Origin of the sequence: Cypionkella aquatica (assembly GCF_030161095.1) — a bacterium.
GTDB lineage: Bacteria > Pseudomonadota > Alphaproteobacteria > Rhodobacterales > Rhodobacteraceae > Cypionkella > Cypionkella aquatica.
This window is the reverse complement of record NZ_BSPP01000002.1, coordinates 52870-74664: the sequence shown is the minus strand read 5'-3', so window position 1 is coordinate 74664 and position 21795 is coordinate 52870. Positions and strand designations below refer to the sequence as shown.

Annotated in this window: 19 protein-coding genes and 1 tRNA gene; 12 read left to right on the top strand and 8 right to left on the bottom strand. The window is 60.6% G+C overall.

What is annotated here, in order from left to right; all coding sequences use genetic code 11:
- Nucleotides 1–51: 51 nt before the first annotated feature.
- From QQJ98_RS01045 to gyrB, 8 genes are all read left to right on the top strand, one after another.
- Nucleotides 52–867 carry a response regulator gene (locus QQJ98_RS01045; RefSeq protein ID WP_284323461.1) on the top strand — a complete coding sequence of 272 codons (816 nt, stop codon included), beginning with the start codon at nucleotides 52–54 and terminating at the stop codon, nucleotides 865–867.
- 208 nt (nucleotides 868–1075) lie between these two features.
- Nucleotides 1076–1351 (top strand): 30S ribosomal protein S20, encoded by a 276-nt coding sequence (gene rpsT, locus QQJ98_RS01040; RefSeq protein ID WP_054008238.1) that lies wholly within the window; start codon nucleotides 1076–1078, stop codon nucleotides 1349–1351.
- Between the two features lie 653 nt (nucleotides 1352–2004).
- Nucleotides 2005–3381 (top strand): chromosomal replication initiator protein DnaA, encoded by a 1377-nt coding sequence (dnaA, locus tag QQJ98_RS01035; protein ID WP_284323460.1) that lies wholly within the window; start codon nucleotides 2005–2007, stop codon nucleotides 3379–3381.
- Nucleotides 3382–3503: 122 nt separating this feature from the next.
- Nucleotides 3504–4622: a DNA polymerase III subunit beta gene (dnaN, locus tag QQJ98_RS01030; RefSeq protein ID WP_284323459.1), complete on the top strand. Its 1119-nt coding sequence runs from the start codon at nucleotides 3504–3506 to the stop codon at nucleotides 4620–4622.
- 101 nt (nucleotides 4623–4723) lie between these two features.
- Entirely contained in the window at nucleotides 4724–5806 is a 1083-nt protein-coding gene (recF, locus tag QQJ98_RS01025; RefSeq protein ID WP_284323458.1) for a DNA replication/repair protein RecF, read from the top strand.
- Nucleotides 5803–6327: a GNAT family N-acetyltransferase gene (locus tag QQJ98_RS01020; protein ID WP_284323457.1), complete on the top strand. Its 525-nt coding sequence runs from the start codon at nucleotides 5803–5805 to the stop codon at nucleotides 6325–6327. Before recF ends, QQJ98_RS01020 begins: the two co-directional genes overlap by 4 nt.
- 22 nt (nucleotides 6328–6349) lie before the next feature.
- Nucleotides 6350–6976: a LysE family translocator gene (locus tag QQJ98_RS01015; protein WP_284323456.1), complete on the top strand. Its 627-nt coding sequence runs from the start codon at nucleotides 6350–6352 to the stop codon at nucleotides 6974–6976.
- Nucleotides 6977–7050: 74 nt separating this feature from the next.
- Nucleotides 7051–9495: a DNA topoisomerase (ATP-hydrolyzing) subunit B gene (gyrB, locus tag QQJ98_RS01010; protein WP_284323455.1), complete on the top strand. Its 2445-nt coding sequence runs from the start codon at nucleotides 7051–7053 to the stop codon at nucleotides 9493–9495.
- Nucleotides 9496–9571: 76 nt separating this feature from the next.
- On the opposite strand, the gene QQJ98_RS01005 is transcribed toward gyrB, so the two are convergent.
- Nucleotides 9572–9648 (bottom strand) — tRNA-Arg (locus tag QQJ98_RS01005).
- Between the two features lie 276 nt (nucleotides 9649–9924).
- Here QQJ98_RS01005 and QQJ98_RS01000 point away from each other — a divergent pair.
- A complete protein-coding gene (locus QQJ98_RS01000) occupies nucleotides 9925–10956 on the top strand; it encodes a LacI family DNA-binding transcriptional regulator (RefSeq protein WP_284323454.1) in 1032 nt (343 codons plus the stop codon).
- Between the two features lie 139 nt (nucleotides 10957–11095).
- Nucleotides 11096–11656, top strand: coding sequence for a glutathione peroxidase (locus tag QQJ98_RS00995; protein ID WP_284323453.1), 561 nt, complete (start codon nucleotides 11096–11098; stop codon nucleotides 11654–11656).
- Nucleotides 11657–11713: 57 nt separating this feature from the next.
- Here QQJ98_RS00995 and QQJ98_RS00990 read toward each other — a convergent pair whose 3' ends face one another.
- From QQJ98_RS00990 to QQJ98_RS00975, 4 genes are all read right to left on the bottom strand, one after another.
- Nucleotides 11714–13714, bottom strand: coding sequence for an NADPH-dependent 2,4-dienoyl-CoA reductase (locus QQJ98_RS00990; protein ID WP_284323452.1), 2001 nt, complete (start codon nucleotides 13712–13714; stop codon nucleotides 11714–11716).
- Nucleotides 13715–14086: 372 nt separating this feature from the next.
- Nucleotides 14087–14461 carry a hypothetical protein gene (locus QQJ98_RS00985; protein ID WP_284323451.1) on the bottom strand — a complete coding sequence of 125 codons (375 nt, stop codon included), beginning with the start codon at nucleotides 14459–14461 and terminating at the stop codon, nucleotides 14087–14089.
- 7 nt (nucleotides 14462–14468) lie between these two features.
- Nucleotides 14469–15230 carry a DUF6478 family protein gene (locus QQJ98_RS00980; RefSeq protein WP_284323450.1) on the bottom strand — a complete coding sequence of 254 codons (762 nt, stop codon included), beginning with the start codon at nucleotides 15228–15230 and terminating at the stop codon, nucleotides 14469–14471.
- Nucleotides 15231–15406: 176 nt separating this feature from the next.
- On the bottom strand, nucleotides 15407–15988 hold the full coding sequence (locus QQJ98_RS00975) for a hypothetical protein (protein WP_284323449.1): 582 nt from the start codon (nucleotides 15986–15988) through the stop codon (nucleotides 15407–15409).
- Between the two features lie 103 nt (nucleotides 15989–16091).
- Between QQJ98_RS00975 and QQJ98_RS00970 the strand changes: the two genes are divergently transcribed.
- Entirely contained in the window at nucleotides 16092–17093 is a 1002-nt protein-coding gene (locus tag QQJ98_RS00970) for a LacI family DNA-binding transcriptional regulator (RefSeq protein WP_284323448.1), read from the top strand.
- 76 nt (nucleotides 17094–17169) lie between these two features.
- On the opposite strand, the gene QQJ98_RS00965 is transcribed toward QQJ98_RS00970, so the two are convergent.
- Genes QQJ98_RS00965 through QQJ98_RS00955 form a run of 3 tightly spaced genes read right to left on the bottom strand, consistent with a single transcriptional unit; the run spans nucleotide 17170 to nucleotide 20120 of the window.
- Nucleotides 17170–18156, bottom strand: a complete 987-nt coding sequence (locus QQJ98_RS00965) for a carbohydrate kinase family protein (RefSeq protein ID WP_284323447.1) — start codon at nucleotides 18154–18156, stop codon at nucleotides 17170–17172.
- The gene (locus QQJ98_RS00960; protein WP_284323446.1) at nucleotides 18153–19292 is read right to left on the bottom strand and encodes a Gfo/Idh/MocA family protein; all 1140 of its coding nucleotides are present in this window, start codon (nucleotides 19290–19292) and stop codon (nucleotides 18153–18155) included. Before QQJ98_RS00960 ends, QQJ98_RS00965 begins: the two co-directional genes overlap by 4 nt.
- 3 nt (nucleotides 19293–19295) lie before the next feature.
- Entirely contained in the window at nucleotides 19296–20120 is an 825-nt protein-coding gene (locus QQJ98_RS00955; protein ID WP_284323445.1) for a class I fructose-bisphosphate aldolase, read from the bottom strand.
- A gap of 157 nt (nucleotides 20121–20277) precedes the next feature.
- On the opposite strand from QQJ98_RS00955, the gene QQJ98_RS00950 reads away from it, so the two are divergent.
- Complete coding sequence (locus QQJ98_RS00950) at nucleotides 20278–21645, top strand: dipeptidase (protein ID WP_284323444.1); 1368 nt, start codon at nucleotides 20278–20280, stop codon at nucleotides 21643–21645.
- The last annotated feature ends 150 nt before the right edge of the window (nucleotides 21646–21795 follow it).

Genomic DNA, 21795 nt, shown 5'->3' with positions numbered 1-21795 from the left:
ACGTGCAGTCATGCGTTTGGTTCCCAAGAAAATGTATGAGGGAGTAAATAAATGAGCAACGATGCAAGCCCCGATCTTTCGGATATTGTGGCGCTTCATTTGCCGTCGTTGCGCCGCTATGCGCGCGCGTTGACCGGCAATCAGAACAGCGGCGACCAATACGCATTGGCCGCGTTGGAAACTGTTCTGACCGAGCCCGCGCTGATTGGGGAAGCAGCCGATGCGAAAGTGGCCTTGTTCAACGTGTTTCACATGGTCTGGGCCAGCTCCGGCGCACCAGTGGGTCAAGCTGACAACCGCCTGACGGCTGCCGCGCAGGCCCATATGGCTGATCTGACGCCCAACAGCCGCGAAGCGTTGCTGCTGCATTTTGTCGAGGGTTTCACGCTTGGCCAGATCGCCGCGATCATGCAGATCGACGAGGAAGAGGCCCAAGGCTTGATCACGCTTGCGCTGCGCGAGATGACGAGCACCGTCAGCGGTCGTGTCATGGTGATTGAAGATGAAGCCATCATCGCCATGGACATCATCGCCATTGTCGAGGCGATGGGCCATCAGATCACCGGCGTCGCTCGCACCCGCAAAGAAGCCGTGGCGCTGGCCAAGGCCGATATGCCCGATTTGATTCTGGCAGATATCCATTTGGCTGACAGCTCGTCTGGCATTGATGCAGTCAATGATATTCTGGGCGGCTTTGATCAGATCCCCGTCATTTTCATCACCGCTTTCCCCGAGCGGTTGCTGACGGGCGAGCGTCCTGAACCTGCTTTCCTGATCAACAAGCCATATACGGAAGAGCAGGTGCGCTCGTCGGTCAGTCAAGCGATGTTCTTTGCCTCGACCGAAACGCTGATGGATGCGCAGTAAAGCGCTACGTAGCAACGTCTGGCACCGCAAAGGCCGTGGGGCGGTTTGACCGCCCCCGATTTGCTGTTTCCTTTTGCCCTGCTTTGCCCTATAGGCCGCAGGTACATGCGTGTGAGCCCGCTTTTAGGCAGAATCATCCTTTCACTCCTGAAGGGGCCTTTGGGCTTTTGCGCGACAAAATTTAGTTGACCCCAAGGATACCATACCGATGGCAAACACTGCCCAGTCCAAAAAGCGCGCACGTCAGGCCGACGCTCGCCAAGACATCAACAAAGCCCGCCGCTCGCGCATCCGCACCTTCCTGCGCAAAGTTGAAGAAGCCTTGGCTTCCGGCAATCAAGATGCAGCCGCTTTGGCTCTGAAGAACGCGCAGCCGGAACTGGCACGCGGCGTTTCCAAGGGCGTTATGCACAAGAACACCGTCTCGCGCAAAATCTCGCGTCTGGCCTCGCGCGTCAAAGCATTGGCAACCCCGGCAGCCTAAGGCTTTCCGGCGCAAGTCTGGATTCTCCAGATTCGTATTCTATGAGGGCGCGCGCCGAAAGGCCGCGCCCTCATGCATTTGCGCACAGATCCCCGGCGGTCAGCCCACCGCAGAATCGGTCATCAGCGCTGTCGTACTTTGCCAAAACGCAAGCAAATTGCATCTGACGTAGCGTCATTTTCGGTGCTTACGGCCCACAGAGTGGCCAATTTGCACGGGCCGGGGGATTCGCGTGATCAAACTTCTGTCAAGCAACAAGATCGGTTGCAGCGACCTGCGACGGCTTGCTAACTTGCCCAAGCGATTCACTTCGTCTGGGGGACATGACGGCACAAAAGCAGAGAAAATCAGGGGCCACGCTGCCAAGCCACGCCTAAAACAACCTGAAATTATCCTTTTGTGTCTGAATGTTAGACTGCTTGAGCCTCAATTTGGCCAACAGCGACATAGAACACCGTGGCTGGTTTGTCCGGCAGCGGCTGTTAGAATTTTGTCCCCGCCACCGGGCCGGGCAACTTGGTATGGACGGTGTTTTACCGACCCGTGCCAAGTGGTTTTCGGTGGCAGTCAGTTGCAAGTGAACCGCGTGGGAACGTGGGACAACTAGAAAGCGCCATCGGTTTTCCGAAAAGGCGCTTGGGGAAGACAAGACAATGACGAATGAGGCCTGGGGCAGGGTATGCGAGACGCTGGCAAAGCGGATCGGCATTAACAATTACAAAAGCTGGATCGAGCCTTTGCGCTTCGCCGGGCTGAGCGATGGTATCGCGCGCTTTGAAGTGCCAACGACGTTTTTCGGCGACTGGGTGTCGCGCAATTATTCCGACCATATCCTTGGCCTGCTGAACGCCGACGGCCATGCCGCTGGTCGCGCTGAATTTGTGGTTCCCGCACAAACTGCAGCGAACCCGCAACCAACCCACGCGCCGATCGCTGCTGACAAGCCCGCCCGTGCAGCCAAGCCTGCCCGCAACCGCTCTGACGAAGATTTGCCGGGTGCGACGCTGGATGCCCGCTTTACCTTTGACAGCTTTGTAGTTGGCAAGCCCAATGAGCTTGCCCATGCCGCCGCGCGCCGTGTCGCCGAAGGTGGTCCGGTCAGCTTTAACCCGTTGTTTCTGTATGGCGGCGTTGGTTTGGGCAAAACCCACCTGATGCACGCGATTGCCCACGAACTTCAGGCCCGCCAGCCGCAGTTGCGCGTGCTATATCTCTCTGCCGAGCAATTCATGTATCGCTTCGTCCAAGCCCTGCGCGACAAACAGATCATGGATTTCAAAGAATTGTTCCGCTCGGTCGATGTGTTGATGGTGGATGATGTGCAATTCATCGCAGGGAAAGACAGCACCCAAGAAGAATTCTTCCATACGTTCAATGCCTTGATTGATCAAAACAAGCAGATCGTTATTTCCGCAGACCGTGCGCCGGGCGAGATCAAGGATCTGGAAGACCGTATCAAGTCCCGGATGCAATGCGGCCTTGTCGTCGACCTGCACCCCACAGACTATGAATTGCGCCTTGGGATCCTGCAACAAAAGGCCGAGTATTATCGCCAGCAATACAAAGGCTTGGCGATCAGCACCGGGGTTTTGGAGTTTCTTGCACATCGCATCACCACCAATGTCCGTGTGCTGGAAGGCGCTTTGACTCGCCTCTTCGCGTTCGCCAGCCTTGTGGGCCGCGAAATCACGCTGGAACTGGCGCAAGATTGCCTTGCCGACATCCTGCGCGCGTCCGATCGCAAGCTGACGATCGAAGAAATCCAGCGCAAGGTGGCCGAGCATTACAACATCCGCCTGTCCGATATGATCGGCCCGAAACGCCTGCGCAACATCGCGCGGCCCCGGCAAGTAGCGATGTATTTCGCCAAGCAACTGACCTCGCGCAGCCTGCCCGAGATTGGGCGCCGCTTTGGCGGCCGCGATCACACCACGATCATGCACGGCGTTCGCAAGATTGAAGAACTTATGACCACCGATTCGCAGCTTTCCGACGATCTGCAGTTGCTGCGGCGTCAGTTGCAGGCTTGAAGCGCGCCGGGCGGGCTTGACCTGCCCAGCATTCGCCCTCAAAGTCCCGAAAATGCTTGTGAACCGGCGAAAACCGGGTAGTTTTGGCGTCCCTGCAAAGGGGTGCCGCCAAGGGGAATGACATGAAGATCAGCATCGAACGCGCAACTCTGCTCAAGGCGCTGGCGCAGGCGCAATCGGTGGTGGAGCGCCGAAATACCATTCCGATCCTTGCCAACGTGCTGATCGAGGCCGAAGGCAACACCGTCTCCTTCCGCGCCACCGATCTGGATATCGAAGTGGTCGACCGCGCCCCTGCCATGGTGGAACGCGCCGGGGCAACCACGGTTTCCGCCGTGATGCTGCACGAGATCATCCGCAAACTACCCGATGGCGCGCTGGTTGCGTTGACCGAGGATGCAGCCACGGGCCGTCTGACGATTGCGGCGGGGAAATCGACATTCAGCCTTGCCACACTGCCGCGCGAAGATTTCCCGGTTATGGCAACTTCGGAATACTCGTCAAACTTCGCAGCCCCCGCCCCAGTGCTCCGCCGCCTGTTCGACAAGGCGAAATTTGCGATCTCGACCGAGGAAACCCGCTACTACCTGAACGGCGTCTATATGCATGTTTCGACCGGCGATGTCGGCGCGGTACTTCGCTGCGTCGCCACCGATGGCCACCGCCTCGCGCGCATTGACGCCCCCCTGCCCGAAGGCGCGCAGGGCATGCCCGGCGTGATCGTGCCGCGCAAGACTGTGAATGAATTGAAGAAACTGCTTGATGACGATTCCGCTGAAATTGCGGTGTCGGTTTCGGAAACCAAAGTGCGCTTTGCCACACCTTTGATCACCCTGACCTCGAAAGTCATCGACGGCACTTTTCCCGACTACACCCGCGTCATCCCCACCGGCAACACCCGCCGTCTGGAAGTCGATGCCACCGAATTCGCCAAAGCGGTGGACCGCGTGGCAACCGTCTCATCTGAACGCTCGCGCGCGGTAAAGCTCAGCTTGGACGAAGATCGCCTGATCCTGTCGGTCAACGCCCCCGATTCCGGTGCCGCCGAAGAAGAACTTGCCGTGGCTTACGGCGATGAGCGGTTGGAGATTGGCTTCAACGCCAAATACCTGCTGGAAATCGCGTCGCAGGTCGACCGTGAAAATGCCGTGTTCCTGTTCAACTCGTCAGGCGATCCAACGCTGATGCGCGAGGGCAATGACATGTCGGCGGTCTATGTCGTCATGCCGATGCGGGTTTGACAAACGGCTGGGGCTAGTTCGCCGCTCCGCAGTTTCTTCGCTCCTTCGGGGAAACTTCTCCGCTTCCCCAGAGTATTGAGGCCAATGTGAAAGGGATGAGCGTGAGCGGGCTGGCCATCACCACGCTAACCCTCTCGCATTTTCGCAGCCACAAGGCGGCGCGGCTGGTATTTGATGGCCGTCCGGTGGCGATTGTCGGCCCCAATGGTGCGGGCAAAACCAACATCCTTGAAGCCGTATCGCTGCTGTCACCAGGTCGCGGCTTGCGGCGTGCGGCGGCAGAGGACATCGCCCGCAAACCCGAGGCTTTGGGCTGGAAAATCAGCGCCGATCTCCGCGGGTTCGGCGCCGATCATCAGGTGGAAACCTGGGCAGAGCCGAGCGAAAGCCGCGCTGTCCGCATCGACGGCAAACTGGCAACGCAAACCGCGCTGGGTCGCATCGCACGCGTGCTGTGGTTGGTTCCCGCGATGGACCGGCTGTGGATCGAGGCTGCCGAGGGGCGCCGCCGGTTTCTGGATCGTATGACCCTCTCATTCTCCCCTGATCATGCCGAGGCGGTGTTGGCCTATGAGAAGGCCATGCGCGACCGCAACCGCCTGCTGAAAGATCAGATCAGCGATGCGCATTGGTATGGCGCTTTGGAATCCCAAATGGCGAGCGCTGGCGCCCAGATCACCGCAAATCGCCAAGCCGCTTTGGCACGCTTGCAGACAGCGCAGCAAGACGCCGAAACCGCCTTTCCCCGCGCCGATCTGACCTTGACGGGCGAGGATGCAGTCGACCTTGCCGCAGCGCTCGCCGAGAGCCGTCGCCGCGATATGGCGGCAGGGCGTAGCCTGATCGGCCCGCACCGCGCCGATATGCAGGCGATTTTTGCCGCCAAAGCCACCCCCGCCGAACAGTGCTCCACCGGCGAGCAAAAGGCCCTTCTGATCAGCCTGATCCTTGCCAATGCCCGCGCCCTTTCAGCCGACTTTGGCTCAGCCCCGATCCTACTGCTGGATGAGGTCGCCGCCCATCTCGACACCGCCCGCCGCGCCGCCCTTTATGATGAGATCTGCGCCTTGGGCGCACAGGCGCTGATGACCGGCACCGAAGCCACGCTGTTCGACAGCCTTGGCCCGCGCGCGCAAACGCTGCATATCAGCGAAACCAATGGCACATCGCAGGTCAGCACATGATCGAGATCATCCCCGAATGGGCCCTGACGCCCGATGACGAAGCCCAGATCGCCCAACTGATCACCCTTTGCTTTGGCGATGATTTCGACAACCGCAGCTATCACCGCCACCGCCCGCATCTGCGCGTGATCCTGCGCGACCAAGGCCAGATCATCGGCCATATCGCCTTGCTGCTCCGCCCCGTCCGCCTTGGCACCAGGCTGACCGAAACCACTGGTCTTGCCGAGGTCTGCAGCCACCCCGACCATCGCGGCACAGGTATCGCTGGCCGCCTGCTGCAAACTGCCATCCGCCACGCCCGCACAGCCCAAACCGAATATATCATCCTGTTCGGCACCGCGCCCCTGTATGCAGGCCATGGCTTTACCCGGCAAACCAACATCCTGACCTTTGTCGATCTTGCGCAAAACCGCACCACGGCGATCATATCGGAACCCGCTGAAACCCTGATGGTGCTGCCGCTGCGCGGTCAGATCTGGCCCGACAACGCCCCGCTGGACATGCTCGGCCCGCTGTTCTAGGCAAGCCGAAGGGAGAGCCAACATGACCATAACGCTTAGCCAGTTGATGTTTTACGCTTGGGGCATGGCCCTGCTTTGGGTGATCCCCGGCCCGGTCTGGGTGGCACTGACCGCCCGCGCGCTTTCGGGCGGCATGGCAAGCGCCTGGCCCTTGGCAATAGGCGTGGCGATGGGCGATCTGATCTGGCCGCTGGCCGCGATCTTTGGCCTGTCGTGGATCTTGTCAGTCTATGGCGATTTCCTGCACATGCTGCGCTGGCTCGCGGCGGTGGTCTTTGTGATCATGGGGATTTTGCTGATCCGCAAACCGGCAGTAGCCCCCACCACCGACGGGCGCATGACGAAACCCGGCATGTGGGCGGGCTTTGCGGTTGGCGTGGCAGCGGTGATCGGCAATCCTAAAGCCATTTTGTTTTACATGGGCATGCTGCCGGGTTTCTTCGATCTTTCCCGCGTCAAAGCCCCGGATATCGCCGCCATCCTGCTGGTGTCTGCCGCCGTGCCGATGCTGGGCAACCTTGGTCTTGCGCTGTTTCTTGACCGTGCGCGCCAACTGCTTTCCAGCCCCAAAAGTATCCGCAGGCTGAACCTTGGTTCGGGGATTTTGCTGATCGGTGTGGGTATCGTGATTGCGGCGTCAAACCACTAAATATGGGGCGCAAGGCGTGACATTCCCCCCCCGAACCGCTATATTCCGAGGGTAATTCAAGGGGTGAAAACCACATGGCCGAAGAGCCCAAGAAACCGGAATCCTATGGCGCAGATTCCATCAAAATTCTCAAAGGCTTAGAGGCTGTTCGCAAGCGTCCGGGCATGTATATCGGCGATACCGACGATGGCTCGGGCCTGCACCATATGGTGTATGAAGTCGTCGACAACGGCATTGACGAAGCTTTGGCTGGGCATGCCACCGCTGTGACGGTGAAAATTCACGCCGACAACTCGGTTTCGGTGCGTGACAATGGGCGCGGCATCCCGGTTGATATCCATAAGGAAGAGGGAGTGTCGGCGGCCGAGGTCATCATGACTCAGCTGCACGCGGGCGGCAAATTTAACAACACCGACGATTCCGGCAATGCCTATAAGGTCTCGGGCGGCCTGCACGGCGTCGGTGTTTCCGTCGTCAACGCGCTGTCGGAATGGTTGGAGCTGACCGTCTGGCGCAACGACATCGAATACCGTGCCCGCTTCGAGCATGGCGAATGTGTGGTGCATGTGCATGAGATCGGCCCCGCGCCGGGCATGCGTGGCACCGAAGTGCGCTTTCTTGCCTCGGCGAAAACCAACATCCCGGAAGGCACGTTTTCCAATCTGGAATACAGCTTCAAAACGCTTGAACATCGCCTGCGCGAATTGGCCTTCCTGAATTCAGGCGTGCGCATCATCATCGAAGATGAACGCCCTGCAGAGCCTTTGCACACCGAGCTTTACTATGACGGCGGCGTGAAAGAGTTCGTGAAATATATCGACAGATCAAAGACCTCGATCATGGCCGAACCGATCTACATGATTGGCGAACGCAACGGCATCGTGGTTGAAGTCGCGATGTGGTGGAATGACAGCTACAATGAAATGGTGCTGCCGTTTACCAATAACATCCCGCAACGCGACGGCGGCACCCATCTGGCGGGCTTCCGCGGCGCGCTGACCCGCACCATCAACGCCTATGCGCAGTCTTCTGGCATCGCAAAGCGCGAGAAGGTTGATTTCACCGGCGATGACGCGCGCGAGGGTCTTACCTGCGTGCTGTCGGTCAAGGTTCCTGATCCGAAATTCTCCAGCCAGACCAAAGACAAACTGGTGTCGTCCGAGGTGCGTCCGGCGGTCGAAAATATGGTCAACGAAAAACTGGCCGAATGGTTTGAAGAGAATCCGCAGAACGCCAAAGTGATTGTCGGCAAGATCGTCGAGGCCGCGATGGCCCGCGAAGCCGCCCGCAAGGCCCGCGAACTGACCCGACGCAAATCGGCGCTGGATGTATCAAACCTGCCCGGCAAGCTGGCCGATTGTCAGGAGAAAGACGCCTCCAAGGCCGAGTTGTTCCTTGTCGAGGGTGACTCGGCTGGTGGTTCCGCCAAGCAGGGCCGAAGCCGCGCCAACCAGGCCGTGCTGCCCTTGAAAGGCAAGATCCTGAACGTCGAACGCGCCCGGTTTGATCGCATGCTTGCAAGCCAAGAAATCGGCACGCTGATCACCGCGATGGGGACAGGCATTGGCCGCGATGAGTTCAACCTCGCCAAGCTGCGCTACCACAAGATCGTTATCATGACCGACGCTGATGTGGATGGCGCGCATATCCGCACCTTGATCCTGACCTTCTTCTTCCGGCAGATGCCGCAGTTGATCGAGGCAGGCCACCTCTATATCGCGCAACCGCCGCTTTACAAAGTCGCGCGCGGCAAGTCCGAGGTTTACATCAAAGATCAGGCCGCGCTTGAGGATTACTTGGTGACCATGGGCGTCGAAGGCGCGGTTTTGCGGCTGGGCAGCGGCGAAGAACTTGCTGGCGACGACCTGCTGCGGGTGATTGACGGCGCACGGCAATTCCGCCGGGTCTTGGAAAGCTTCCCGACCAACTATCCGCGCGGCATCCTTGAACAAGCCGCCCTCGCTGGCGCGTTTGATGCAGGTGGGCGTGATCTGCAACAGGTCGCCGATACGGTCGCGCATCGGTTGAATCTGATTGCCGCCGAATATGAAAAGGGCTGGACCGGTCGCATCACCCAAGACCAAGGCATCCGCCTCAGCCGCGTGCTGCGTGGCGTGGAAGAGTTGCGCACGTTGGACGGTGCGGTGCTGCGCTCGGGTGAAGCCCGCCGCCTTGCCGCCATCGCCCGCGACACCCGTGATGCCTATCAAGACCAGTCGCGCCTTGCCCGCAAAGACCGCGAGCAGTTGGTGCATGGCCCGATTGATCTGCTGAAAGCCATTCTGGCTGAGGGCGAAAAGGGCCTGACCCTGCAACGCTACAAAGGCTTGGGCGAGATGAATCCCGAGCAGCTTTGGGAAACCACCCTCGACCCTGAAGCCCGCACTTTGCTGCAAGTCAAGGTCGAAGACCTTGCCGAAGCCGATGACATTTTCACCAAACTGATGGGCGATGTGGTCGAACCTCGGCGCGAATTCATCCAAGCCAACGCGCTGAATGTCGAGCACCTCGACGCCTAAGCGGCTTTGCAACGCCACAAAATTCAGCCCCGTGCCGCAAGGCCGGGGCTTTTTCGTTCTGATGATCTTGCAGATTTGGTGACCCCGGCGTGATTCGAACACGCGGCCTACGGTTTAGGAAACCGTCGCTCTATCCGGCTGAGCTACGGAGCCACGGCCCCTACATGCGAAAAATCGCGCCGCGATGCAACTGTCTTGGCACAACTTGCTGGAAGGGAATTAAGGGGGAGTGAAGTTTTGGCCCACCACTCCCCCTCGGGTCCGTCGCGTCTGGAATGAGAGCTTGCAGGACGCGCCGAATATCGCCGGCATCGCTGCCGTTACCGCTAACATAGCCCAGCCCATGCAATGGAACAAGCCTTATATTGCGGTTGGCCAGCGGCGGAATTGGCGATAACAAGGTGTAACCCTTTTTGACAGGCATTTCCCTTGAGCAAACCGCCCTCTCCCGAACCGCGCCGCACCCTTACCCTTCGTGATGTCTCGGAAGCCTCGGGCGTCAGCGAAATGACGGTCAGCCGGGTGTTGCGCAATCGCGGCGATGTGTCAGAAACCACCCGCGAACGGGTGTTAGAGGCTGCGCGCCGCTTGGGCTATGTGCCGAACAAGATCGCCGGGGCTCTGGCCAGTCAGCGCGTCAATCTGGTGGCGGTGATCATCCCGTCGCTGTCAAACATGGTGTTCCCCGAAGTGATGACCGGGATCTCGGACACGCTGGAAGACACCGGGCTGCAACCCGTTGTTGGCGTGACCAATTATTCGCCAGACCGCGAGGAATCCGTCCTGTACGAGATGCTGTCGTGGCGGCCCTCGGGCGTGATTATTGCCGGGCTGGAGCACACCGAAGCCGCACAGGCGATGCTGGCGCAGGCCGGGATTCCGATTGTTGAAATCATGGATATCGACGGCAATCCCGTTGATAGCGCTGTTGGCATTTCGCATCGGCGCGCCGGGCGGCAAATGGCCGAGGCGATCATCGCCGCAGGTTACCGCAACATCGCCTTTCTGGGCACGATGATGCCCTATGATCACCGCGCCCGCAAACGGCTTGAAGGATTTGAAGAAGCGCTGGCCAAGGCTGGCCTTGTGCTGGTTGACCGCGAGTTTTATTCGGGGGGCTCTGCCCTGCTGAAGGGCCGCGAGATGACCGAAGCCGTGTTGACGCGCAGCCCGCAGGTCGATTTTCTGTATTACTCCAACGATATGATCGGTGCTGGTGGTCTTTTGTATTGCCTGCACAAAGGCATCGACGTGCCGGGGCAAATTGGCCTTGCGGGCTTTAACGGCGTCGAATTGCTGGATGGCCTGCCGCGCAAATTGGCGACGATGGATGCCTGTCGCTTGGAAATCGGCCGTGTTGCTGCTGAAATCATCGCAGGCAAGCATCCCAGCGGCCAGATCGGCGGCGAGGTGATCGAGTTGTTTCCGACTCTGCAAAAAGGCGACACGATTCGCGGCTAGCCCCGCAGGCAAAACCGCAAGTTTGGCTCAGGCCAAACGCGCAATTTTCGGCAACATTCGACAATCCACGTGCATCCCTTGCAAAACTGATCCAACTAGGGCTTTGATGCGTATCTCTTGAAACAGCTCAGGAGGTATCATGAACCCGCTTATCCGCTTGGCTGGTTTTACCACGGCACTGGTTGCGATTGTATTCACCATCGCCGCGCCAAAGGCCAAAGCCGCCGACACCGCCCCCAGCTTTACCTTCGCCTCGATAGACGGCGGCACCTACGACACGGCCAAGTGGCGCGGCAAGCCGGTGTTGGTGGTCAACACCGCTTCGATGTGCGGCTACACCCCGCAATATGCAGATTTGCAAGCACTCTCTGACCATTACGGCGACAAGGCCGTGGTGCTGGCGGTGCCGTCGGATGATTTCAGCCAAGAGCTGGGCTCGGATGCCGAGGTGAAAGAGTTTTGCGAGCTGAACTATGCGCTGACCTTGCCGATGACGACGATTGCGCATGTCGCAACGGGCAAGGTTGATCCGTTTTACGCTTGGGTTGCAAAGACCGAGGGCTTTAAGCCCGGTTGGAATTTTAACAAGGTGCTGATCGGGCCGGATGGCCGTTTTGTCAAAGCCTGGGGTTCAAACGCCAAACCGATGGGCGCGATCAAGGATAAGATTGACGCGGTTTTGGCTGCGGGCAAGTCTTAAGGTAAGCCCGTAAGGCATTGAGGCTCTGAAAAGCTAAAACCTGTCGACGCGCGGACGCTAAAGCTTTGCAGCCAAACGCGCGCCTTGATCAATCGCCCGTTTGGCGTCCAATTCCGCCGCCACATCCGCCCCACCGATGACATGAGCTGCGATTCCGGCCTCTGCCAGCTGATCGGCCAAGGTGCGCTCAGGCACCTGACCGGCACAAAGGATCACCTGATCGACCGGCAGCAGTTCCTCGACGCCGTCTCTGGAAATCCGCAGGCCGCCAGCCTCGATCCCCAGATAGCTGACACCGCCCCACATCTTGACGCCTTTCATCTGCAGGGCTGCCCGATGGATCCATCCGGTGGTTTTCCCCAAACCGCGGCCCGGCTTTTCAGCCTTTCTTTGCAGCAACCAAACCTGCCGCGCGGGCGCATCGGGTGCCGGTTCGGCAAGCCCCCCCGGCGTCAGGCTGGGATCTCCGACCCCCCATTCGCGCCGCCATTCTTCGGGGTGCTGGGTGGTGGAGTGACCGCCCGCGACCAGAAACTCGGCAACATCAAAGCCGATACCCCCTGCCCCGATCACCGCCACTTTCGCGCCGATCTTGGCTCCGCGCAGGGTTTCTATATAGGAAAGTCCACGCTCTTGACCCTTGATACCGGGATCGCGCGGTGCGACGCCGGTGGCGATGATAACCTCGTCAAAGGCGCGCAGATCCTCGACACCCGCTGCGTGGCCCAGCCGGGTTTCGATGCCTGCGGCGGAGACACTGGCGGCAAGCCAACTGACCAGTCCGTTGAACTCCTCTTTCCCCGGCACCAGTCGCGCAAGGTTCAGCTGGCCGCCAAGCTGGCTGGAGCGGTCAAACAGCGTCACCCGATGACCGCGTTTTGCCGTGACGAGGGCGGCCATCATGCCAGCCGGACCGGCACCAACCACGGCGACCGACTTTGACACGGGGGCCGCGTCATAGGTCAGCACGGTTTCATGGCAGGCGCGGGGATTGACGAGGCACGAGGTCAGCTTGCCCGAGAATGTGTGATCCAGACAGGCCTGATTGCAGGCGATGCAGGGCGCGATCTGATCGGCGCGGCCCGCCGCCGCTTTGGCTACGAAATCAGGGTCCGCAAGGAAGGGTCGCGCCATGGAGATCATGTCGGCGGTGCCGGATGCCAGCAATGTTTCAGCCATTTCGGGGGTGTTGATGCGGTTAGAGGTGATCACCGGGATCGACACTTCGGCGCGCAACCGGGCGGTCAGATGCGCGAAGGCGGCACGGGGCACTGAGGTCGCGATGGTCGGCACGCGGGCTTCGTGCCAGCCGATGCCGGTGTTCAGGATGCTGGCCCCGGCGGTCTGAATGGCGCGGGCCAGCTGGGCGACCTCGTCCCAACTGGAGCCGTTGGGGATCAGGTCGATCAGGCTGATGCGGTAGATCAGGATGAAATCAGCGCCAACGGCGGCACGGACGCGGGACACCACCTCGACCGGCAGGCGCATGCGGTTTTCATAGGTCCCGCCCCAGCGATCTGTGCGGTGATTGGTGTGCGAGACGAGGAATTGGTTGAGGAAGTAGCCCTCTGATCCCATCACCTCGACCCCGTCATACCCGGCCTCGCGGGCGCGGATGGCGGCGGTGGTGATGTCAGCGATTTGCTTTTCGATGCCCGCTTCATCCAATTCGCGGGGCGGAAACGGCGAGATTGGCGATTTGACGGCAGAGGCCGACACGCAGTCTTTGGAATAGGCGTAGCGGCCTGCGTGCAGGATCTGCATGGCGATCAGCCCGCCGGATTGGTGCACGCGGTCGGTGACGATGCGGTGGTTTGCAATGTCTTGCGCGCTGAACAGGCCAGCGGCACCGGGGAAAACCCCGCCTTCTGGATTGGGGGCCATGCCGCCCGTGACCATCAGACCGACACCGCCGCGCGCGCGGGTGGCGTAAAATTCGGCGACGCGGTTCCAGTCGCCGGTTTCCTCTAACCCGGTGTGCATTGACCCCATCAGCACGCGATTTTTCAGGGTGACATGGCCCAGATCAAGCGGGGTAAACAGGTTTGGATAGGGCATTGTGGTTCTCCGGGTTGGGTGCAGGATGCCCCGGATTGCCGGGCCTGTCATGCAAAACGCGGCGTCACGCGCAGGAGAAGGCGGGCGGCTGCGGTGTTCCCTTAATCTGTCCCCGCGGGGACAGAGTTGTGGATGCGGTATCTGTCCCAGCGGGGACAGACTTGTGGTGGTTGTGGGCAGATCCACTACATATAGAGGGAACAGAGACGCGGGCCATCAGTGCATCGGGGCAATTGCTGCGCAGCAATAGGGCGAAATTGCTGCAGTTATGCTGCGCAGCAATTGTTTAGTATCAATGTCTTACAAAGAGGGGCGCGACAGAAGTTTTTTCAGATTTTCAGGCAGGCTGCATGTGCCATCCCTGCGTGCGGTTTACATCGCGGATTCAAGGCAATGCCGCCGAAATGCCCGCTTGAGCATATCCAGCTCGGCCCGCAACAGGTCGATTTCGGCGCGCAGATCATCTTCCATGGCGACGCCGGTGATGATGGTGAAATGCGCCAGCGTCTCGCCGGTGCTGCGGTTGCGGATCAGGAAGGTCTGCACGCCTTCGCTGAGCGCATCTACCGGGATCGCCACTTGCACCGCAAAATCGTTGGGGCGGTCCGGGATCGCCACGACCTTTACCCCATCAATGGCCTTTTCAAGGTGCATCACATCCAACACAGGCAAAGCGGCGGGGCCGGTCAGCACGCCTTCCCAGACGCCAGCGCGGATGCGGGTTTTGGTGAGTGTGGTTTCAGGCATCACAACCTCAGAGTTCGGCGCGCGGACGGCGCGAGAAAGTCACATCGCGCAGGATGATCTGGTTCATTTCGGGGCCTTCAAAGATCAGGTCAACCCACAGTTTTTCGACCCGCTTTTCATTGATCTTGGAATAGGCGAGGTCAAATTCGACCATCACCTCTTCTTCATTCAGCGGCAGTTCGCGGACGATCTGTTCGATGTTCGGACCGTGTTTGATGTTCAGCCGGGCAAAGATTTCCAGCGGCTTTTCCATCTCGACGATCACATCCATGCGGATCACATGCTGTTGTTTCAGGCCACGCGCCGCGTCTTCGGGCAGATCGACCACCAGCGACAAGAACGAGCCGTCAAAGCGGAACACATCCATGCGAAAGCCGAACGGAGCGATGTCAGCCTCGCGCGTGTTGCGGATCTGGCGCACGGTGAGTTCCGAGCGGCGGCAATCGTGAAACACTGTGGCGCCTTCATAAATCGGCGCTTTGCCGGGGACCGAGGCAAAACCGGGCACCGGGATCGTGCCTTTCCACAGCTCTGGCCGCCACGCCCAATCGGTGCCAAGTGGTTTGCGGATGATGTTGGAGCCGATCACAGGCAGGGCAAGGCGATGCTCGGCCTCGTGGATCACGCGGTCAAGATTACGGCGCAACGCGCGTGCGCGTGCGCGCATGCCGCGCAAGCCATCAAGATCGGTGCCGGGTGCTGCATCGGCAGCCTCGCCCCAACGGCGCAAGCTGCGCCTGTGCAGCAGCCGATCTAGTAATCCTGACATTTGCCCCGCCATGAAGCCTTCCTGAATGTTCTGTGATGCTGCTGCCGCGCCCAACGCCTTTCGTGCGCATTGTTGAGCCTATGGAAACTATGCTGTTATTGCTGCAAAAATCTTAATACTCCACCCCAAAGACAAGCGATTGGCCAGAACTGCCGAGAAGTTCGTCGAGATTCTGGTCAGGCCGGGGCTTTGTTGGCGGCGCGCAAGGCGTCCAACGCCTGATCCAGCACCCGGCGTCCCTCTGCCGGATCCAGTGGCAGAGCGTCGGTGCCAGTGGCAGAGACCGTGACAAGCCGGGCTTTGACGCCGATCACCGCGCGCCAATACTCGCCCGCGCTGCGGTCTTGCAGATGCAACAGGAACGCATCCCCCGCGCCCAAAGCTGATATAAGGCGCACATCGGCGGCACGGCCCGAGCGTGACAGCGTGGCGCGGCCCTGCGACGAAGCAAAATAGGCGGCAAGTGCCGGGCCACCTGCGGTCATCACCCCCGCAGAGCCACTTTGCCCGATCGAGACCGTGATCAGCGCCGGGGTGGCTTTCATCGCATCCGTGCAGCGGCCCATCAGGATCACCGCGGTGTCTTTGCTTTCGCGGCTGGCCTTGCCATCAATGCAATAGCCGGGCGGCACACCGATCTGCAACGCACCTCCTAAAACCGGGGCGGCACGCGATGACGTGAAACCGCCGCCGACCTGACAGCTGCACAGCACAAGCAGGGCAAGCAGGGTGACAGCGCGGTGCAAGGGGGATGGCATGGGGGGCTCCGATCTGGCGGGTTGCGCAAGCGATAAAGCCGGGGGCGCTTTGACACAAGGCGGATATGTGGCTAGCACGAAAGCATGGCACCGGGAGTTTGGGATGAGCAGTATTCGTGACATTGCTGCGCGGGCCGGGGCCTCGGTGGCGACGGTGTCGCGGGTGATCAATCACAGCGGCTATGTGGCGGCGGCTACCCGCGCCCGCGTCGAGCGCGCGATTGCCGAGTTGGACTATACGCCCAATGCCGGTGCGCGGCGGATGCGCAGTGGCGCAAGCTGGATGGTCGGGGTGGTGCTGCCCGCGCTGGATGTGCCGTTTTTTGGCATCATGGCGCATGTATTGGAGCGCGAGCTGTTCCGGCGCGGCTATCAGGCGCTGATCTGCTGCACCGATGAAAGTGCGGATCAAGAGGCGCGGTATATCTCGATGCTGTTGTCACAGCAGGTCGATGGCGTGCTGGCGGCGAGTGTTTTGGAAGATAGCAGGCAATATCAGCGCCTTGTGGATGCAGGCGTGCCGATTGTCGGGCTGGATCGTGGCTTTCCGGGGCTGGCTGCGGTCAGCGTTGCGGTGGATCATCACGCAGGCGGGCGGATGATGGCCGAGCATCTTTTGGCATTGGGGCATCGGCGGTTTGCGGTGATTGGCGCGCCGCGGCACAGCCCTCCGGTGCAGGCGCGGGTGCTGGGGGTGGAGAAGCGTCTGGCCGAGGCCGGGTTGGCGGCGCGCGTCGCCTTGGGGGATGCGCATGATTTCGATGCGTGCCGGGTTTTGGCAGCGCAGGTGATGACCAAGGGGCTGACGGCAGTGATTGGAACCACCGATATTGCCGCGATTGCGGCGGTGCATGCGGCGATCGGGATGGGGCTTTCGGTGCCGGGGGATGTATCGGTGATCGGCTTTGATGACTTGCCAGAGGCGCGCTATGTGCTGCCTGCCTTGACCACCGTGGCGCAGCCGCTGCGCGAGATCGGGGTGCAGGCGGTTGCGCAGTTGTGCGGCTTGATCGCGGGGCAAGCTGTGCCGATGGAAGCCTTGCCATTGCGGTTGGTGCTGCGCGATACCACCGGGCCAGTTGCTGAGGGGCCAGTTGCCGGATAGGCCGCGCAGGGGGATTCATACCCCCGGCCCCCCGTGGGATATTTGCGCACAGAGGATAAAAATTTTCAGATACGTTTTAAAGGTTCAGAACGGCCAGCGGTGGGATGCCATCCGTCGCCGTCGCACCTTTCAATGAGGCTGCGGCGGCTTTGTGACCGAGGCGGAGCGCTTGGGCCGGGCCTTGGCCTTGGTGGATTGCGTAGATGGCACCGGCGCAAAAGGCATCGCCGGCACCGACTGGGCTGAGAATTTCGGCAGGATCGACAGGATCGGGGCTGGACCAGAGCGCAGCATCTTCCAGCCAAAGCGCAAGGGTGCCGGTGTGCAGGATCACGGTCTTCGCACCTGCGGCTTGCAGCGCAGTTGCGGCTTCCAGCAAGCGGGCGCGGTCGTCGGGGGCGATATCGGCGCGGTTGGTGGCGCGGGCGGCCTCGATTTCGTTCAGAAACAGGTAATCTGCGTGCGGTAACGTGGCTTTGACGGTGGCCGCAAAATCGGCATTGGCGGCGGACACAAGATCGACGCAGGTGATCATGCCTGCGGCGCGGGCACGCGACAGAAGGCGTGCGGCGGGGGTTTCTCCGTCAGGTTCGACGGCATCAAGCGTGGCAAGCAGGTTCGGATAGCCGAGGTAAAAGATCTTGGCGTTTTCGGCGGCGATGGCCTCGACCGGGATATCAGATTCCGCGAGGGCGTCATTGGCACCGGGATGGTAAAAGAAGGTGCGGCTGTCACCGGGGACGTTCATGACTTGGGTGTGGGCGGTCGGGTGGGTGGCGGTTTGTTTCAGCCAGCGCGTGTCGACCTTGGCCGCTTTGCAGGCCGCAAGGCAGAGGTCAGCGTGCGTGTCCGTGCCGATCAGACCCACCGCGTAAAGCGGCAGGCCCGTTTGAAAAGCGGCGAGGTCGAGGATGACATTGGCTGCACCGCCGCCGACGCCTGTGGCCTCGTGGCGGATGCGGACAAGTTCGCTTTTCTGCGGCCACGCGTCGATGCTGTGGACGATATCAACGATCCAGTTTCCGGCGCAGGCGATGCCTTGTCTTGGCGCAAGCGTCGTCATGCGTAATCCACGGCGACGGTGCGGTTTTCGCGGCCTGCGGTCAGGGCTGCGGTCAGCACGGCGTGATGCGCTGCAGCCTCGGACGGATGGGCGCAGGGGAAGCCCGCAGCATCGCCGCCTGCAAGTTCGTCGATATAGGCGGCCCACATTTGCTGAATGGCATCGGTGAAGCCAAACTCGAAGATGCCGCCCGTGAGGCCGGGAAAAAGCGGGGTGTAGCCGAGGTCTTCGGTTTGCCAGGTTTGGTTGCCGCCGTTCTTGTAGTGCATGAACTGCCATTGGCGCGGCGATTTGGTGGTGAAAAACGCAGAGCCCTTCATGCCAAGCACGCGCAGCGACCACGTGTTGGCCTCGCCCGGGGCTATGCGCCAAGTCTTTAGCACCATTGGGAAATTGCCGTAATCGGTGGGGACGCGCGCGGTGATGGTGGCGTTATCCCATGTCTCGCAGGGGACCAGATTGCCTTTGCCGTCAGGACGCTGGGAGACTCGTTTGACAAGGCTGGCTTGCACTGTATCGGGACGCCAGCCGAGGCGAAGGGGGACGTGCAGAACATGCATCCCGAGATCGCCCATGCAGCCGTACTCGCCGTTGACGGCTTGCATGCGCTTCCAGTTGATCACCTTGTCGGGGTTGATGTCGGACGAATGGAGGAAGCTGGCCTCGACTTCGAGGATCTCGCCGACCGCGCCCGAGTTCACAAAGTCGATGACCTTTTGCGCGCCGGGGTAGAATGGCATCTCGGACGAGCAGCGCACAATGAGGTCGGGATGCGCTGCGACGGCGGCCATGATCGCGCGGTTCTGGGCGGCATCCATGCCGAAAGGCTTTTCACCAAACAGGTGTTTTCCGGCGGCCAGAATATCGGGATACATCTGTGCGTGCAGCACATGCGGCACGGCGCAGTAAACTGCGTCAACCTCTGGGTTGGCCAGTAGGGCGTGGTAGTCGGTGGTGGTCTGGATCGCGCCCAGATGGGTGGCGAACCAATCCATCAAGGCGGGGTTGGTGTCGCAGACCGCGACGATGCGCGGTTTGGCTTTGGGATTGGTAAGGTGTAGCCAACGCGCGGCGGCGGAGGCGAATTCGCGGCCCATCAAGCCGCAACCAATGATACCGAAGCGGATTTCCTGCATGGGTCAGGCCAGATGCTTGGCGGCGTCGGCGGCGGTGGCTTTGTCATGCACAATCGCCATCAAAGCACGGGTCATGCCGCCGGGGTTGGCGTGTTGCACGACATTGCGGCCATAGACGATGCCGCGCGCGCCTTGCTGCATCAGCTGATGCGTGCGCGACAGAATTTCGGCGTCGGACACGCGACCGCCGCCACGCACCAGAACCGGCACGCCTTGGGCGATTTCGATGACGCGGTGATATTCGGAGACATCGGTGCAGGGGTCAGCCTTGATGATGTCAGCGCCAAGTTCGGCGGCTTGGCGGACCAGCGGCAGGATTTTGGTGATGTCGCCATCGACCATATAGCCGCCCTTGGAATTGTCTTGCATCACGAGGGGTTCGACCATCAGGGGCATGCCCATGATCTCACATTCGCGCTTCAGGGCGTTCACGTTGCGGACGCAATCGCGGTAAAGGTCGGGCTGGTTGGGCAGCAGCAGCAGGTTGACGACAATGCAGGCGGCGTCGAGGACGAGACCCTGTTGAACCGGGCGGTCGATGACTTCGGAATACAGGCTGCGCGGCAAGGGAGTGCCGTAGACGTTCGCAATGTCGGTGCGCAAAACCAGCGCGGGGCGGTTCTTGCCGGGGATGGCCTGCAGGATTTTCGCGGTGCCGGGGGGAAGTTGGATCGCATCGGGGGCGGCGGCGGCAACGGTCTGGATGGATTTGGTCATGTTTTCAATGCCGCCAAGGAACGAGGCTTCGTTAAACATGCCGTGGTCGATCGCCACGTCAAAGCAGTTGCCCGAAGGCGCGAACAGGCGGTTGAGGCGGGCGGCTTTCATGGTGCAATCCTTCGTATGGAAACGTTTTCACAATCGGTATCGAGCGCTGGTGGATCTGTCAATCTCTGCCTGAATTATCAGCGGAAAACGAACGAGGATTGGGTTTACCGCTGGTGTGGCGATGGTCTAGCCTTGGGTGGCAAGAAGGAGACGTAGCATGGACTCGAACCAGTATCTTGATGCAGAGCAGGCGCGGTTTGTGCAGGAATTGCTTGCGTTTGTGCGGATACCCTCGGTTTCGGCCAAGCCTGAGAATATCCCTGATGTGGTCAGGGCTGCGGACTGGGTGGCGGCACGGTTGACGGCGGCGGGAGTGGAGGGTGCGGAGGTGCTGCCCACGGACGGGCATCCGGTGGTCTGCGGCCATTGGCTTCATGCCGGCGCGGACAAGCCGACGGTGCTGATTTACGGGCATTTTGACGTACAACCCGCCGAGCCATTTGATCTGTGGGACAGCCCGCCGTTTGAACCTGAGATCCGGGATGGTCGGGTTTGGGGGCGCGGGGCTTCGGATGACAAGGGCGGCATGTTGGTGCCGATTCTGGCGGTGGAATCGCTGCTGAAAACCACGGGCCGACTGCCGGTGAATGTGAAGTTTTTCTTTGAGGGGCAGGAAGAGATCGGCTCGCCTGATCTGCCGCCATTTGTCGCCGCCAATGTCGATCGGCTGACGGCGGATATGATTTTCTCGGCGGATGGGCTGCAATATGCGCCAGATCAGCCGCAGATTGTCGAGGCGTTGAAAGGGCTGGTGAAGGCGGAAATCGTGGTGCGGGGGCCGCGGTCGGATCAACACTCGGGCCTGCATGGTGGCGGGATTGCCAATCCGGCGATGGCTTTGGCGCATCTGCTGGCTTCGATGAAATCGGCGGATGGGTTGGTGACGGTCGAAGGGTTTTATGACGATGTGATTGATCTGGGCCTCGATGACCGCGCGGCCATCGCGCGGATACCCTATGATGAGGTCAGTTATCTTGCGGAAACGGGTGCGGTGTCGGTGTTTGGCGAGCTGGGCTATTCAACGCGGGAACGGCTGTGGGCGCGGCCGACGCTGGATGTGAACGGGCTGACGAGTGGCTGGCAGGGAATTGGGTCGAAAACCGTTTTGCCAGCAGAGGCGCGGGCCAAGATCACGTGTCGATTGGTGGCGGCGCAAGATCCGGCGGCGGTCTTGGCGGCTTTGGCTGCGCATGTGCAGGCGCATTGCCCGGCGGGGGTGACGGCAGAGTTGCTGCCGGGGCAAGGCGGGGCGGGTCCGTTTCTGGTGCCATCGGGGCATAATGCCACCGGAGTCGCGGCGCAGGTGTTGGAGGAGGTGTATGGCAAACGGCCTTACCGGACACGATTGGGTGGGTCGATCCCGGTGATGACGACCTTGCTGGACGTGTTGGGCGTTCATGCTGTGATGTTCGGGTTTTCGCATGATGACGAGAACCTGCACGCGCCGAATGAGTTCTTTCGGCTGGAGGCTTTTCGCCTCGGCCAGACAGCGTATGTGCGGCTGTTGCAACGGCTGGGCGGCTGAGGGCCGAAGCTGTCGTCGCAGGCGAAGGATTTGCGGCAAATGTCTTTGGCGCCAGCTTAGACGCGGTGCATCAGGCGGGGCGGCCCAATCAGCGGTGGAGCGTGCAAATCAGGAAAATGCTGTGCGGGGCCGTGGTATAGACGACGAAGT

Excerpts from the sequence above, each read along its gene's own strand:
- QQJ98_RS01045 (WP_284323461.1), top strand. The coding sequence starts at position 52 with ATGAGCAACGATGCAAGCCCCGATCTTTCGGATATTGTGGCGCTTCAT.
- rpsT (WP_054008238.1), top strand. The coding sequence starts at position 1,076 with ATGGCAAACACTGCCCAGTCCAAAAAGCGCGCACGTCAGGCCGACGCT.
- dnaA (WP_284323460.1), top strand. The coding sequence starts at position 2,005 with ATGACGAATGAGGCCTGGGGCAGGGTATGCGAGACGCTGGCAAAGCGG.
- dnaN (WP_284323459.1), top strand. The coding sequence starts at position 3,504 with ATGAAGATCAGCATCGAACGCGCAACTCTGCTCAAGGCGCTGGCGCAG.
- QQJ98_RS01020 (WP_284323457.1), top strand. The coding sequence starts at position 5,803 with ATGATCGAGATCATCCCCGAATGGGCCCTGACGCCCGATGACGAAGCC.
- QQJ98_RS01015 (WP_284323456.1), top strand. The coding sequence starts at position 6,350 with ATGACCATAACGCTTAGCCAGTTGATGTTTTACGCTTGGGGCATGGCC.
- gyrB (WP_284323455.1), top strand. The coding sequence starts at position 7,051 with ATGGCCGAAGAGCCCAAGAAACCGGAATCCTATGGCGCAGATTCCATC.
- QQJ98_RS00995 (WP_284323453.1), top strand. The coding sequence starts at position 11,096 with ATGAACCCGCTTATCCGCTTGGCTGGTTTTACCACGGCACTGGTTGCG.
- QQJ98_RS00990 (WP_284323452.1), bottom strand. The coding sequence starts at position 13,714 with ATGCCCTATCCAAACCTGTTTACCCCGCTTGATCTGGGCCATGTCACC.
- QQJ98_RS00985 (WP_284323451.1), bottom strand. The coding sequence starts at position 14,461 with ATGCCTGAAACCACACTCACCAAAACCCGCATCCGCGCTGGCGTCTGG.
- QQJ98_RS00980 (WP_284323450.1), bottom strand. The coding sequence starts at position 15,230 with ATGTCAGGATTACTAGATCGGCTGCTGCACAGGCGCAGCTTGCGCCGT.
- QQJ98_RS00975 (WP_284323449.1), bottom strand. The coding sequence starts at position 15,988 with ATGCCATCCCCCTTGCACCGCGCTGTCACCCTGCTTGCCCTGCTTGTG.
- QQJ98_RS00970 (WP_284323448.1), top strand. The coding sequence starts at position 16,092 with ATGAGCAGTATTCGTGACATTGCTGCGCGGGCCGGGGCCTCGGTGGCG.
- QQJ98_RS00965 (WP_284323447.1), bottom strand. The coding sequence starts at position 18,156 with ATGACGACGCTTGCGCCAAGACAAGGCATCGCCTGCGCCGGAAACTGG.
- QQJ98_RS00960 (WP_284323446.1), bottom strand. The coding sequence starts at position 19,292 with ATGCAGGAAATCCGCTTCGGTATCATTGGTTGCGGCTTGATGGGCCGC.
- QQJ98_RS00955 (WP_284323445.1), bottom strand. The coding sequence starts at position 20,120 with ATGAAAGCCGCCCGCCTCAACCGCCTGTTCGCGCCTTCGGGCAACTGC.
- QQJ98_RS00950 (WP_284323444.1), top strand. The coding sequence starts at position 20,278 with ATGGACTCGAACCAGTATCTTGATGCAGAGCAGGCGCGGTTTGTGCAG.